We start from the raw sequence: 14,400 nt of genomic DNA, 5'->3' as shown, positions 1-14,400 counted from the left end.
TAGGTTCACCTATTCTCTTCTTATTTCTCTTTGTCTCCAGATCAACCAGATTCCGAGAATAAGACTAGTGACAGATACTGCCAATGAACTCCAGAAATATGGTGGGGCGTATACGAATTCGATCCGGTTCATACCCTCTTTCAGTGGAATCCCCACAGAGCTGTAATTTACCTTTTCTACTGTTTGATTCTCATTATTGATCGTAGCCTTCCAACCTTTTTCATAAGGGATTGGTAACACCATATACTGCGCATTCGATTGATTATTATAGGTTATTTTGATCCTGTTATCGTCCCAGTGGAAATCAATCGGCTTGGATACACTGCTCTTTACCTTTTCAAGCGAACGGTAATCTTCTTCATACAATGCCAGGTCTTTTAAGATATACTCACCTTTTGGTAAACGGATTTTAATCTTTTCTGCTTTTGGAATACGTATGGTCAGATCATCTACAAACGTTTTATAGATTGATCGGTTATGTTTACGAGTCGTACGATAATCGTTGACTTTCAATGCAAATCCTTCGCTTTCAGCTAAACTTTCTAAATGAAAACTGACGTAGTAATCTTTCGTATCCCTATTGGATTCGTTGATAAACAGATCGATACCGCCCCTTTTCTTAGTTACTGACAATAGATCATCCTTATATGTGGCACCAGGTGTTTTTATGGTTGCTTGATCGATGATATCGGATATTTTCGGCGTAGTTCCGGTTTGTGAGGCCCTACTTGTAACTATGACACCTTCTAACATCGCCTGCTCCCGTTCCAGAGCATGCGAATTTTCCAAGTCCTTTTCTAAGAATATACGATTGGCTGTACGTACAAATGGAAGAATATTTGTATTTTCGTAAATAGCATAGTGTTCTGAATCCATTATCTTTTTGAAACCATATGGAATCTTCTTACGATGTTTCTTTTCAATCATCATATATTTACCTTGCAGCATGCTATGCAGATTAGCACGGTTTCCTAGAGTGGCATAGCGGCTTACACTTTCACGTCCCATATCGATGTGCAGATCATGTAAATAAAAGGAAATTAAGTGCCTGTTCAAGATACTTGAATAAACACTCATGCCATTATAGCCCTGTATTATAGGGGTGTTATTCGAATAGCCGATTTTCCAATCTACTCGATAATACGGATCAGGATCGTATCGTTTGAGTTGCTGCAACAAAGCTTGCTGTTCTGGACCATTGTATTTCTCGCTTGATAGATGCTCTTTAGATACGTTGTTCACATGTCCATAGGTGGAAATCGAATATTGAAAAATGTTTCCTAAGACTAAGGTGATCAATAGTATCCATACATGTAATACGTATTTCAACGCTTTGCTCCTTCTCCAATTGAAGACCAGCAACAGTGCAATCGTCAGGAAAAGCAATGTAAACATGATAAGGATCGGGAATGAAGTGATACTCCACCGCTGGCTATATAGGAAAGCGCCAAAATATGTAGCAATGACTAGAATGGTTGAAAGAACCAATTCTCTTTTACCTATCTTCATCAAGTTGTGTAATCCAGAAGCAACTGTCCCACCCATCGTAAAATTAAGAATATACTCCCATCGATACTGGGGTGCAGAAAATCCATTGAAGAAACTTGCGACCATCGGGCTGAAGTGTAGGATGAGCAAAAATAGACTCAAAATAGTAAACAAGCGGAAGACGGGATTTTTATATAATGAAAAGCTATACAGAAAGATCAAAAATAAGATTGGGACGATCACATATCCACTCGCAAAAAAGATATTGTCCCAATGGAAAAAAGGAATCGGCTTATTATAGGGTGGTCGATGATTGTTGAATAGCCCATGAACAGCTGGAATGAAGGATACCAGACTGATTCCAAAACCGGTCACTCCACTGATGAGGAGCAATCTGAACTTCCTCCAACTCCCCACTTCTTCCTTATCCAACTTGATGAACCAACGGATGAGGATATACACAGCTATAAAAATCAAATTGATATATGCAAAATAAAAATTATCGAATGATGTAATGGCCACTGCAAACATGAACCATTCGATCCGGGCTTCTCTGAATATTTTTTCCACTCCGAAAACAAGTAACGGAATCCAAAGGAGCGCGTCAGCAAAAAACTCCCAATATGTTGCATGGCGAAAATAAAGGATTGTGATGGCATATACACTCGCCCCAATGAAAGAGGCGAACCAATTGCTCTTCATATAACGAAACACAAGGGTCGAGATAAATATGATAAGCGTCAGGCGACAAATGCTAAGGTAGACTGCGGCTTTCGACCAGAAAAGGATATCGACTGTTTCAACTATATGGCCGGACTGCAAAACAACAATGACGCCTAAGGTTAAGATGAAAAAGATCGAGGTTGAGAAGTAATAGGCTAATTGACTATAGGTACCTGCTCCAAACCCAAATGCATAGGAGTAGAACAAATTTCCGCTCGTATATTGCTCATAAAGGAGTTTTTTGAATGTCAAAATCTGCCCGAGGCCATCATTAGGTCCGACCATATATCTGTCATTTATCCATTCGATTATAAAAAACATATGAGTGAGTACAGAAAGAATTAAGCTGCTGATTAACAGGATGAAGATTCGCATGAAGGTTCCTCGTTACTTCTTTAATATTTTTCCCGTGATGAAGAAAGTGGGCAGAACCGTAAAGATAACAGATAAAAACGGTGCCACAGTGCTATTCATACCGAAATGCTCCACTAACAGATAGACAAGGAGAGATGATAAGCCCATATTGAAGAGTTGTGTCAACGGAAATTGCAGAACCTTGGACCAAGACGGTTTCACCCTGAATGTAAAGTTTACATTCAGGAAAAATGAAATGATCATACTGACCATGAAAGCGATTATATGTGCCAATAAATAGTGCACACCTATCAGGGTATGTAAGAAGAGATAAATCGTATAATAATTGAACGTATTAATGATCCCAACTACGATGAATCTCGTGAATTCCAGGTTCAGTACTTGCATTGCCTTCCCCACTCTCTACATTTGTTTCATGGATCAGGTAGTGCGGACGTTTTTTCGTTTCGTAATAGATCCTGCCGATATACTCACCAATAACCCCCAGGCTGAGCAGCTGGATTCCTCCTAGAAAAAGGACAGCCGATATTGTTGTAAAGTATCCTGGTTCCACAATCCCCTGGTTCATAATGATGATCAGATTGACAAAAATGTAGAGGAGAGAGGCTATCAAAATGAATGCTCCCGTATAGAAACACATTCTCAGAGGGCGATTGTTGAAAGATACAATCCCATCGATTCCGTAATTCAACAAATTGGAGAACGACCATTTCGAATTGCCATTATTCCGTACGACATTATCGTAATAAATGATCTTCTGATCCATTCCGATCCACGAAAATAACCCCTTGGAAAAACGATTTCCTTCATTCAACAACAGGAGAGCGTCCACTGCTTTACGGCTTAATAGGCGGAAATCCCCTGCCCCGTCTCGGATATCAACTTCCACAATCCTGTTGATGGCACAGTAATAAAGGGATGAAAGAAACGAGCGTACTCGGTTATCCCCTTTCCGATTACGTTGAGCGATGACCTGGTGATAGCCCTCTTCGTATCCTTTTATGAAAGGTTTGATTAAACAGCAAGGATGTTGCAAGTCGGCATCCATGACGATTACAGCATCACCCTTCACATGTTGAAATCCTGCCCATATGGCCATCTCTTTACCGAAGTTTCTTGTAAAAGAAATATACTTTATATTTGGAACCGCATTAGCAAGCCTTTTAATGACAAGTAAAGTGTCATCCGTACTTCCATCATTAACAAAAAGTATTTCGTAATCATAATCAATGTCCGTAAATTCTTTTTCCAACGATTTATATAACAATTCAATATTATTTGCTTCATTATAAGATGGAATGATGATTGAAATAAGGCCAGACTTCATAATGACACCTGCTTTGCCCATTTTTTTATACTTAATTGAGGACCATATCCATTAGTTTGAACATCATTTCTAGATTTATTAGTTGGAGGAGGACTACATGAAGCTTAAGGCAGTGGTTGGTGTCATTGACTGGATAAATTTTGGCAGGGATGCTTTTTCTTTTAATAAATCATAATACAAAGGTACATTACATTCGAGGAGGATACAAAATGGGAATTCTAAGTGGAAATCCAAAAAATGAACCGCTGCATTACGGTGAAGTATTCGGGCTATGGAGTGCTTATTCTACTGCTAAGGCTTCATTAGTCGCCTATCAAGTTTATTATAATCATACTGGAGATCGAGACCTGAAACGTTTTATCGAGGATATGATAAACTCGGTCATAAAGCCTTCCATTGAGGACTTAGAGGAAGTTTTGAAAAAGAATCGAGTCCCTCTATCCCCTACTCCACCTGAACGCTCAGAGGCTGATCTTGACGATATACCTATTGGGGCAAGAATCAATGATCCAGAAATCGCTATGACGATTTCCAAGGATATCGCTCAGGGGCTTGTGGCTGATAGTCAAGTTATTGGACAATCTATCCGTGAGGATGTTGCCATGTTGTTCGGGCAAATGCATATGAAAAAAGCGCAAATGGGTGCAAAGCTATTACAGATGAATAAGGAAAAAGGATGGCTCGTACCACCTCCGCTTCATAAGGAAAAGAATAAAACAAATTAACGCTAAAAAGTACGGGTTGTAATATACCCCGTACTTTTTTCTCGTTATACGATTATACATAAAACCTATACAAAAATAACTGACTCGATCTGTCAGTTCTTCAAAAACCTTCTTCTTTATTTGGTGACTTTTGCTTTATATGGTAAATCCAATTGTAGAATATGTTCACATGTCTCCCGTTTGATAACAAGTTGTGCTTCTCCATCTTCAACAAAGATGACTGCCGGTCTTGGAAACCGGTTATAGTTGTTGGCCATCGAGTAACCGTAAGCGCCGGTACAAAAAACAGCGAGAAGATCTCCTGCACGTGGTTCTGGTAATGAGGCATCATATATCAGCGTATCACCGCTTTCACAGCATTTTCCAACAATAGTGACTATTCGATCATGGGGTTCAGTCATTTTATTGGCAAGAGCAGCTTCATATTTTGCTTGATACAATGATGGCCTTAAGTTGTCGCTCATCCCGCCATCTATTGCTAGATATGTCCGGACCGAAGGAACTTCTTTTTGTGACCCCACTCTGTATAAAGTTGTTCCCGCTTCCCCTACTAATGAACGGCCAGGTTCAATCCAGATCTCAGGCATCTCGATGTGTAATTCGTTGGTTTTCCTTTTGACTGCTTCAATGATTTTACCGACATATATTTCAGGTGCTAATGGTTTATCTTGATCCGTATAACGTATTCCGAATCCCCCGCCAAAATTGAGGACTTGTGGCACATAGGAAAGGTGTTCTATCCATTTCTTGATACGCTTAAAGATTTCATCCACTGCAAGAACAAATGCGGTTGTCTCCTCAATTTGTGAGCCAATATGGCAATGGAAACCTAACAATTCAAAAGAGGATGATGCGGTTACAATTTGAATAGCTTCATCGGCCTGGCCATTGCTGAGATCGAATCCGAACTTGGAATCGATTTGGCCTGTCGTAATGTAATGGTGTGTATATGCCTCTACCCCAGGTGTCACTCGTAAAAGGATTTTCATTTTTACTCCCAGATTCCGACAAAACAGGTCCAACAATTCAATTTCATAAAAATTATCAACCACAATACATCCTACACCATGTTCGAGTGCCATTCTTATTTCATCTGGACTTTTATTATTCCCATGGAAGTGGATTCTTTCTGTTGGGAACCCTGCTGCAATCGCAGTATAAAGTTCACCTGCTGATACTACATCTAAGTATAATCCTTCTTCATGCATCACCTGGATCACTGCCATTGAAGAAAAGGCTTTGCTGGCATAAGCTACTTTTGCTTTTACTTTCGCTTTATCAAACGCTGATTTGAACGCTGATGCTCGTTTACGGATTAATTCAACATCATAGACGTATAAAGGAGTTCCGTATTCAGCAGCTAAGTCGGTCGTATCGAGGCCTCCAATTTCAAGATGGCGGTGTTGATTGATTCTGCTGCTCCCATGTAGATACAATCACATCCCTCATTTCAACTGTATTTTATATTACTTCTATTTTACGAATTATGTTAGATGGAGTACATAAACATAGTAATGAAATTTTGGTTTATAATTTAAAATTCCTCGTTTTTCTCCTGTTAATCTTAAACTTATTAGGAAAGGATGGTGACTTCTTTGGATGAGATCGATCAACATATTCTTTCAATACTCCAAGGAAATGCTCGGATTTCCATGACGGATCTTGGGAAAAGAGTTGGACTTTCAACGCCTGCCACAAATGAAAGGGTGAAAAAACTAGAAGAAAAAGAAATCATAAAGGGGTATCGAGCTGTCATCGATCCGGAAAAGCTTAATAAGAAAGTTACAGCATTCATCTTGTTCGATACCAAACGGGGGAAGCAGTTCAGGACATTTTGCAAAGACCAGTCCGTAGTGTTGGAATGTCATCGGCTGGCTGGCCAGTATAGTTATTTAGTGAAGGTTGTAACAGAATCAGTATCTCTGCTAGAAGAATTCATTGACGCAGCATTGGCTTTTGGTGAACCCTCTACCTTGGTGAAGCTATCTACTGTTGTAGAGCATAAATCCATCTTTGATGATATTTTGTAAAAATGCAAGGAAGGAAAACATCTCCGACCTTGCACTTTTACGCTATTTTATTGAGCTTTTCTTTCTAATTCTTGAAGTTCGGAATCATCGATTCTAGTTTGGATGGATTTCGTTTCCTTAACGAGAGATCTATAGAGTGAAATACTGATCAGTATCAGGATGACCGTAAATGGAAGTGCCGAAACTAAGGATGCTGCCTGCAATCCAGTCAGGCCACTGCTGATAATGAGAACGATTGTAATCCCAGCTATCAGTACTCCCCAAATGATTTTTACTGTGTTAGTTGGATTCAAGCTCCCATCCGACGTCATCATTCCTAGCACAAAAACCGCAGAGTCTGCTGACGTTACCAGGAAAATCATGATCAATGCCATGATGATGATGGAAAAGAAAAAGTAAAGCGGAAACTCTTTCAGTAAAATGAATATGGCTGTTGTGACATCCCTGGATACCGCATCGGCAATGGCTGTATTCTGGAACAAGTCCATGTATAGTCCGGTCCCTCCGAAAATCGCCATCCACATGAAAGCAATTACAGGTGGCACAATCAATACTCCCATAACGAATTCCCGAATGGTCCTTCCTTTTGATATCCTGGCGACGAATGACCCAACGAAAGGTGACCAGGCAATAACCCATGCCCAATAAAAGACTGTCCAATCATTCACCCATGAATCACCGCTATAAGGTGTCAAATAAAAACTCATTTCGGTAAAGTTTTGAAGATAATCTCCAATACCTAATACAAAGCTGTCTAAAATGAAAACGGTCGGACCTCTGAAAAGGAAAAACGCCATCAGGATCATGACCAGGATCATATTCGTATTACTTAATATTTTAATCCCCTTATGTAGGCCTGTAGTAGCCGAGGCAAGATAAAGCGCAAGCAACACAAGTACGATAGAAATTTGCATCCAGGCATTGTTCGGCACAGAAAAGACATAGTTGAGACCACCGTTGATTTGTAAGATCCCCATGCCGAGTGAGGTGGATACGCCAATGACTGTCGAAATGACAGCCAGGATATTGACGGATTTTTTGATTGATTCCTTTCCTCTTTTTATATGAATCCCCTCAAGTGTTTCGCTGATGAGCGATTTACTCTTTTTTCGGAACTGGAAATAAGCAAGGGCTAATCCCACAATCGTAAATACTGACCATTGATGGATACCCCAGTTGAAAAATGAATATCGCATTGCAAGGCGAGCAGATTCCACTGATTGAGGTTCGACATCAGCATAAGGAGGGTTTGCAAAATGTGTCAGCGGCTCTGCGACACCCCAAAAGACGATTCCAACACCAAAGCCGGCACTGAACAGCATGCTGATCCATGTAAAAAGAGAAAATTCCGGTTTTTCATCATCTTTTCCCAGTCTGGTTTTCCCGTACTTACTGAAGGCAAGAAATAAACAAAACGCAACAAAGCATGCAACGGAACCGAGATAAAACCAACCGAAGGAGTAACTTGTAAAATTGAAAATAGCAGAAGCATTTTTCGCAAGATTGTTTGGCGAAAGTGCTCCCCAAATTGTAAAAAGCGCAATGACGATGGCAGATAATTTAAAAACCGGATTGTTGTAAGAAGCTTTGTTTTTTCGTTTCTCCAAATCAATCACCCTTTTGTATGTGGTTGTTTTTAAAATCTTGTATCATGAGCCTGCAGATATTAGAGGAGCAGCTTGTCCTATCATGATGGCTGAGAAAGGGGCTGAATTTACCCCTTTCTCTTTTGCCTTTAGAGTTTGTAACAAACGACTTTCGGTTCCGTCATTTCCTTAATAGAGAATTTGATTCCCTCCCTTCCTAACCCGGAATTTTTCATGCCGCCGAATGGCATCGCATCGATCCTATAGTCACTGCTATCATTGATCATGAGTCCGCCAACATTCATCTTTTCGATGGCCAAGTGAGCTTTCCGTACATCATTCGTAAAAATCCCTGCTTGTAATCCGTATCTTACATCATTCGCTTTTTCGATGGCTGTTTCTAAATCTGCAACCGGATAAAGAAGAACGACAGGACCGAAAATTTCCTCTTTAGCGATTGTGCAATCATCAGGGACATTCGATAAGACCGTTGGAGTATAGAAAGCACCATCACGTTTGCCGCCTTCCAACAGTACAGCCCCTTTTCCGACCGCTTCTTCTACAATACTCTCCACACGGATGGCTTCCTTTTCACTGATAAGGGGTCCCATATCAGTGAGCTCAGATTGTTTATCTCCGACCGAATATTGCTTCGTACGTTCCACAAACCCTTCTTGGAAGGAGTCGATCAGCCTTTCATGAATGTAGATCCGCTGTACGCTCAAACAGTTTTGTCCGGCTGCTGAGAAAGCTCCTGAGACGGATGCTTCAATGGCTTCTTCTAAATCGGCATCCTCCAGTACGATTACAGGTGAATTCGATCCAAGCTCCATACTGATTTTTTTCAAACCTGCTTTTCGAGTGATCTCTTCACCTGCCTCGAGTCCTCCGGTAAAAGAAATCATTCGAACGGCTGGATGTGTTACCAGCGCATCTCCTATTTCAGTCCCGTAACCAGTTATGACAGATAAGACCTTCGGTAGAAGCCCTGCTTGTGCAAAAGCTTCGGCAAGTAATAGAGCACTCAAAGGTGTAGCCGTTGCAGGTTTTACGATAATCGCATTCCCTGAAGCGATCGCCGGTCCAACCTTATGTGCGACAAGGTTCAACGGATCATTGAACGGTGTGATGGCACCGATGATCCCGATTGGAACATAGTAATAGTACCCGACTCGATTCTCACTTCCAGGCCTTTGATCAAAAGGAATCGTTTCTCCATGAATCCTTCTTGCTTCTTCTGCACTGATTCGAAGCGTTTGGATACACCTGGCCACTTCACCTCTTGCCTCACGGATCGTCTTGCTTCCTTCTCGTGAAATGGTGTAGGCATATATTTCTTTATTTTCTTCGATATAATCTGCAGCTTTATTGATGACTGATATACGTTCATGAACAGGCATTGAAGCTGCTGTTTTTGCTCCTTCTTTTGCTTCCTCTATACATTGGAGCATGTCGGCAACGGATGCAGCGGGGACGGTATCGATCAGTTGATTATCCTGTGGATCTCGTACTTCGATGACCCGTTCACGATCCGTCCATTGTCCTGCTACGTACATTTTTCGGCCTCCATATTGCGTTTTCATCAAGACCCCTCTTTCTTATTGAATATTGACTAGCTTTTTTTCCCGATGGATATTGATCAAGTCAATCAAAAGTGAAAATCCCGTTTCTACTTTACCGGCACCGGCGCCACTCAATGTGACAGGACCGAGAAGATCACATTCATAGGTAATCGCATTGGTTGCACCATTGATGGAGGCAAGTGGATCGGTAACCTCAACCCTCTCAGGAGCTACTGAAGCAAGTACCTTTCCTTTTTCATTTTGCAGTTTCGCCAACAGCTTCCAGCGCTTCCCTTCACCTTTAGCTTCCTCAATATCTTTTAAGATGTCCGTAATCCCCTTACATGATACTTCTTCAACGGTCAAGGGGATATTCATGACATGATTTGCTAAGATCACGATTTTATACCTCGCATCATAACCTTCCACGTCACTTGTCGGGTCAGCTTCCGCATAACCAAGTTTCTGCGCCTCACTAAGCGCCTCTTCGTAAGAAGCGCCTTCTTCTTCCATTTTCGTAAGGATGAAGTTAGTCGTTCCATTGAAAATTCCGCGAATTTCAGTAATCGTATTTCCGGCTAGGGAAGTGACAGGCATACGAAGGGCTGGTGTCCCGCTCATCACTGTTCCTTCGAAGCCCCATTGAACCCCGTTTTCCTCAGCAATTTTGGATAGTTCGTTGTAAGCAAGTGCGACAGGTCCTTTATTCGTCATTACAACATTTTTTCCGCTCGTGAATGCGGCTTTACAATGATCGATTGCTGGCTGCCCTGTTTTAACATCTGTGTAGGACACCTCGATGATCGTATCTGCATTAGATTCTCGGATCATTTTAAAGCTATCCCAGCTTGTCACTAGGCCTGTCGTAGATGGGTAATGTTCCAAATTCCCAGTTCTTTCTAAAACTTGAAGGGCTGTATCAATATCCAAGCCATCTGGATGATAGATCGAACCTTTCATCAAGTCAGCTATGCCGACGATTAACGGTTCAAATCCTTCCTTTTGTCTTAAAGCTTCTTTTTTATCCCGTAAAATTTCAGCAAGTCCTTGACCAACTACACCGAAACCAATAAATACTAATTTATGCTTCATGTATTTTAACCTCCAAGTTACGATTGATCGTTGTTAAGTTCCCCTCACCTTTTAAAAGTTTAAGAGCAGTTCTCGCGAGAATCGCGGTTCCTATCGGCAAACACGATTCATCAATATCAAAAATCGGGGTGTGCAAATCTCTATCCACTCCATCTGTCCGAGCTGCTCCAAGGAAGAACATCGATCCAGGAATCTTTTGAGTCACATAACCGAAGTCTTCTCCTCCTAATCCAAAGGGACTTTCCGTAATGTTTATTTCTGGATAGATTTCAGTAATCACTTTACGGATTAGTTGATTCACACGAGGATCGTTATATAATGCTGGTTCGCCTCTTTCTATAGTAAGTGAAAATTCTCCCCCTAGAGGCTCCACGATCGACAGTGCTTTCTTCAGTTCCAATCCCAATTGATTGCGTACTTCCGGTGTGTAACTGCGTAACGTTCCAGTCATCGATACTTCCGATGGAATGATATTACTTGCTGTCCCTGCATTTATTTGCCCGATACTAATCACTGCGGCATCCAGGGTGGAAATCTTTCGGGAAACGATCCCGTATAGGGCCTGCATGACTGGACCAAGCATCCAAATCGGGTCTGTGCCGCGTTCTGGATAAGCTCCATGGCCGCCTGTACCGGCTAATTTCGCTTCAAACACATCCACATTCGCCATACTGAACCCATCATTCATTTGTATCCCGCCAACGGGAAGCCACGGACAAACATGGAGTGCGATAGCGGTATCTACATGTTCATAAGCCCCAGCATTCATCATATTGGGAGATCCTGAAAGTCCTTTTTCGTCCGTTCTTTCCTCTGCAGGTTGGAAGATGAATTTCACCGTTCCTTTTATTTTTCCCTCTTTAAAGAGACTTGCGAGGATAGTAGCTGTACCTAGCAGCATGGCGGTATGGGCATCATGTCCGCATGCATGCATGACACCATCGTTACTTGAAGCATAACTCGTTTCATTTTTTTCTTTGATCGGAAGTGCGTCTATATCTGCCCTTATCGCGATAATGGGCCCTTCCCCTTTAGTTAAGGTACCGATCACACTTGTTTCAACCCCTATTCCTTTCTCAACTTTCATGTCTGGCAATTGCCCAAGCACATCCAAAATATATTGGGAAGTCCTGTATTCTTGAAAGCTAAGCTCAGGGTGTTGATGGAAGTTGCGGCGCCATTCAATTAGTTGACTCGCGATATTATTAGCCGTTTGAATGATAGGATCTATGTTGGCCACTCGATGTACACCTCCTTCATGGCAAGGTTACTATTAAACTTCCAAAGCACTTCTAACGTAATTGAAAGCTTGCTCGAAATCTGCGATGATATCTTCTATCTCTTCTATGCCGCAAGAAACACGGATCAATCCTTCAGGAATACCCATTGCAGCGCGTTCTTCCGGAGTACATTCCACATGGCTTGTCGTGCGAGCAGGTCCGACAGTTGTTTCAACTGCACCTAGATTCGCGGCGCGATTGGCAAATTGTAGTTTTGGCAGCAAGTGTCTTACAGTATCTACTCCGCCTTTTACAGCAAAACTGAGCATACCCCCAAAGTCTTTCATCTGCTTTTTTGCAATCTCATGATGCGGATGAGTTTCAACCCCTGGATAATAAACACCTTCTACAATTTCTTTTGTATTGAGATAGTTTGCAAGCTCCATCGCATTTTTACATTGTTGACGGACACGCAGGTGGAGGGTCTTCATACCTCTTAACATCAAGTAAGCAGCCATTGGATCCATTGTCGCTCCATTAATTTCACGATAATGATAGATTTTTTCGATAAGGTCTTCCCTGCCGCATACCACACCGCCTAATGCATCTGCATGACCACCTAAAAATTTCGTAGCGCTATGAATGACAAGATCTGCCCCCAATGAAAGCGGGTTTTGATTGATTGGCGTCGCGAATGTATTGTCGACTACTACAAGTGCCCCAGCGTTACGTCCTGCCCTTGCTAATCGTTCAATGTCTGAAATTTTGACAGTCGGATTCGTCGGTGTTTCCAAGTATAAAATGTTACAGCCTTTTGCTACCTCTTTTTCAATTTTCTCATGATTCCCAGTTTCACATAAGACGACTTCAATTTGCTGTCTTGGAAGGAATTCGGTAAAAATTTTATTCGTCCCGCCATACGTGTCTTTAATTGAGACAATACGGTCACCAGGCACTAGAAATGTCGCCAAAGTGTTGCTGATTGCCGCCATCCCTGTAGAAAAACTAGTAGCAGCCTCTGCACTTTCCAGGAATTTCACTTTGTCCTCGAAGGCTTGGACGGTCGGATTTGTATTCCGTCCATAAATATGCCCTTTTTTCTTTCCGATTGCGACATCATACCATTCATCCATATCGTCATATCCGTATGCCACACTTAGGACAACAGGGACTTGAGTCGCTCCGTGTACCAAGTATTCTTTTTCTCCAGCCCAAACGGCTTTGGTTCCTTGTTTTGTATCCTTTTTCATTTGATCACTCTCCTATTAGTTTTTGGTGGCAAATGTATTCTTTTCAATCGCCAATCCCTTATTTCGTTTCACCATTTCGTTGTAGGCGAACAGCGCAATCACCGTATCCTGGACGCCAGTACCTGTTAAATCACACACGGTGATTTGTTGGTCATCTTCACGTCCTTTCATTTGCTTTGACGCTAGTTGACCTAGTTCGAGGACTGATGAATCATCTGCAAGCACTTTACTGTCTAGTGCATGATGCAATTCTCCTAATCTGGTACACTGGGCTTTTGTATCGCAAACAAGCTTATCTGCCCGCCGTAAAATTTCAGGTTCTAACTCCTGTTTATGTTCAGCGTCTGATCCCATTGCTGTGATGTGGAGCCCCGGATGTACCCATTCTGCTTTAATCAATGGTTCATTTGCCGGAGTTGTCGTAATAATTGTATCGCTATTCCGTACTACGGATTCAGCGTTTTCCACAGCCTGTACGTCTAAACCGAGCTCTGCACGCATTTCTTCAGCATATCTTTCAGCACGATCGAGTGATCGGGAATAAACGAGAACTCTCTTAAAATCACGGACTAGTTTCAATGCTCTGACTTGATACCTTGCTTGGTCTCCGGCTCCTATGACACCAACCGTTTGAATGTTCTTCCTTGAAAGGTATTTTGCGGCGATCGCCCCAGCGGCTGCAGTCCGGATATGTGTCAAATAACCGTTATCTAATAGAAGTGATTGGGGAATACCCGTTTTTGTACTGATTAACATCATGAGCCCGTTCCCGCTTGGTAATCCGAGCTTATAGTTATTGAAAAAGCCAGAAGAAACTTTTATCGCAAACATTTCTTTTCCTTTGACGTAAGCCGACTTGACGTCTACTTCCCCATTCTGATCGTGGACATCGACCCTCATGATTGGAGGCATTGTGACTTCGCCGTTAGCCAATTTTACGAACCCTTCCTCGACAATTGAAATTGCCTCAAGGTTCAACTGTACATGTTCTTTAAGCTCTTGTTCTGTAAAAATAAGCATAA

At 41.8% G+C, this 14,400-nt stretch carries 12 protein-coding genes; 2 read left to right on the top strand and 10 right to left on the bottom strand.

Annotated features, from left to right (window positions below; all coding sequences use genetic code 11):
* Positions 1-9 precede the first annotated feature (9 nt).
* The 3 genes from ACJROX_RS17075 to ACJROX_RS17065 are packed head-to-tail and all read right to left on the bottom strand — an operon-like array spanning position 10 to position 3,913.
* The gene (locus ACJROX_RS17075) at positions 10-2,586 is read right to left on the bottom strand and encodes a YfhO family protein (RefSeq protein ID WP_408006408.1); all 2,577 of its coding nucleotides are present in this window, start codon (positions 2,584-2,586) and stop codon (positions 10-12) included.
* Positions 2,587-2,598: 12 nt separating this feature from the next.
* Positions 2,599-2,973, bottom strand: coding sequence for a GtrA family protein (locus ACJROX_RS17070; RefSeq protein WP_408006407.1), 375 nt, complete (start codon positions 2,971-2,973; stop codon positions 2,599-2,601).
* Positions 2,921-3,913 (bottom strand): glycosyltransferase family 2 protein, encoded by a 993-nt coding sequence (locus ACJROX_RS17065; protein ID WP_408006406.1) that lies wholly within the window; start codon positions 3,911-3,913, stop codon positions 2,921-2,923. Before ACJROX_RS17065 ends, ACJROX_RS17070 begins: the two co-directional genes overlap by 53 nt.
* Positions 3,914-4,122: 209 nt before the next feature.
* Between ACJROX_RS17065 and ACJROX_RS17060 the strand changes: the two genes are divergently transcribed.
* A complete protein-coding gene (locus tag ACJROX_RS17060; RefSeq protein WP_408006405.1) occupies positions 4,123-4,638 on the top strand; it encodes a DUF3231 family protein in 516 nt (171 codons plus the stop codon).
* 116 nt (positions 4,639-4,754) lie between these two features.
* Here the strand turns inward: ACJROX_RS17060 and lysA are convergent, their stop codons facing one another.
* Positions 4,755-6,074 (bottom strand): diaminopimelate decarboxylase, encoded by a 1,320-nt coding sequence (lysA, locus tag ACJROX_RS17055; RefSeq protein ID WP_408006404.1) that lies wholly within the window; start codon positions 6,072-6,074, stop codon positions 4,755-4,757.
* Between the two features lie 159 nt (positions 6,075-6,233).
* Here lysA and ACJROX_RS17050 point away from each other — a divergent pair, with 159 nt between their 5' ends.
* Positions 6,234-6,668: an Lrp/AsnC family transcriptional regulator gene (locus tag ACJROX_RS17050; protein ID WP_408006403.1), complete on the top strand. Its 435-nt coding sequence runs from the start codon at positions 6,234-6,236 to the stop codon at positions 6,666-6,668.
* 47 nt (positions 6,669-6,715) lie between these two features.
* On the opposite strand, the gene ACJROX_RS17045 is transcribed toward ACJROX_RS17050, so the two are convergent.
* The 6 genes from ACJROX_RS17045 to ACJROX_RS17020 all read right to left on the bottom strand — a co-directional run bounded on the left by ACJROX_RS17045 (position 6,716) and on the right by ACJROX_RS17020 (position 14,398).
* Positions 6,716-8,284 carry a BCCT family transporter gene (locus ACJROX_RS17045; protein ID WP_408006402.1) on the bottom strand — a complete coding sequence of 523 codons (1,569 nt, stop codon included), beginning with the start codon at positions 8,282-8,284 and terminating at the stop codon, positions 6,716-6,718.
* Positions 8,285-8,403: 119 nt separating this feature from the next.
* Complete coding sequence (locus ACJROX_RS17040) at positions 8,404-9,837, bottom strand: aldehyde dehydrogenase family protein (RefSeq protein ID WP_408006401.1); 1,434 nt, start codon at positions 9,835-9,837, stop codon at positions 8,404-8,406.
* Positions 9,838-9,852: 15 nt separating this feature from the next.
* Positions 9,853-10,908 (bottom strand): homoserine dehydrogenase, encoded by a 1,056-nt coding sequence (locus ACJROX_RS17035; RefSeq protein ID WP_408006400.1) that lies wholly within the window; start codon positions 10,906-10,908, stop codon positions 9,853-9,855.
* The gene (locus ACJROX_RS17030; protein WP_408006399.1) at positions 10,898-12,148 is read right to left on the bottom strand and encodes a M20 family metallopeptidase; all 1,251 of its coding nucleotides are present in this window, start codon (positions 12,146-12,148) and stop codon (positions 10,898-10,900) included. The genes ACJROX_RS17035 and ACJROX_RS17030 overlap by 11 nt, the downstream gene beginning before the upstream one ends.
* A 33-nt stretch (positions 12,149-12,181) precedes the next feature.
* Positions 12,182-13,378, bottom strand: a complete 1,197-nt coding sequence (locus ACJROX_RS17025) for a cystathionine gamma-synthase family protein (RefSeq protein WP_408006398.1) — start codon at positions 13,376-13,378, stop codon at positions 12,182-12,184.
* Positions 13,379-13,393: 15 nt separating this feature from the next.
* Positions 13,394-14,398, bottom strand: coding sequence for a cyclodeaminase (locus ACJROX_RS17020; protein ID WP_408006397.1), 1,005 nt, complete (start codon positions 14,396-14,398; stop codon positions 13,394-13,396).
* Between the last annotated feature and the right edge of the window lie 2 nt (positions 14,399-14,400).

It is taken from the genome of Pseudalkalibacillus sp. A8 (assembly GCF_045920555.1).
Lineage (GTDB): Bacteria > Bacillota > Bacilli > Bacillales > Fictibacillaceae > Pseudalkalibacillus.
This window is presented reverse-complemented; position numbering and strand designations above follow the sequence as displayed.

Excerpts from the sequence above, each read along its gene's own strand:
- ACJROX_RS17075 (WP_408006408.1), bottom strand. The coding sequence starts at position 2,586 with ATGCGAATCTTCATCCTGTTAATCAGCAGCTTAATTCTTTCTGTACTC.
- ACJROX_RS17070 (WP_408006407.1), bottom strand. The coding sequence starts at position 2,973 with ATGCAAGTACTGAACCTGGAATTCACGAGATTCATCGTAGTTGGGATC.
- ACJROX_RS17065 (WP_408006406.1), bottom strand. The coding sequence starts at position 3,913 with ATGAAGTCTGGCCTTATTTCAATCATCATTCCATCTTATAATGAAGCA.
- ACJROX_RS17060 (WP_408006405.1), top strand. The coding sequence starts at position 4,123 with ATGGGAATTCTAAGTGGAAATCCAAAAAATGAACCGCTGCATTACGGT.
- ACJROX_RS17040 (WP_408006401.1), bottom strand. The coding sequence starts at position 9,837 with ATGAAAACGCAATATGGAGGCCGAAAAATGTACGTAGCAGGACAATGG.
- ACJROX_RS17035 (WP_408006400.1), bottom strand. The coding sequence starts at position 10,908 with ATGAAGCATAAATTAGTATTTATTGGTTTCGGTGTAGTTGGTCAAGGA.
- ACJROX_RS17025 (WP_408006398.1), bottom strand. The coding sequence starts at position 13,378 with ATGAAAAAGGATACAAAACAAGGAACCAAAGCCGTTTGGGCTGGAGAA.
- ACJROX_RS17020 (WP_408006397.1), bottom strand. The coding sequence starts at position 14,398 with ATGCTTATTTTTACAGAACAAGAGCTTAAAGAACATGTACAGTTGAAC.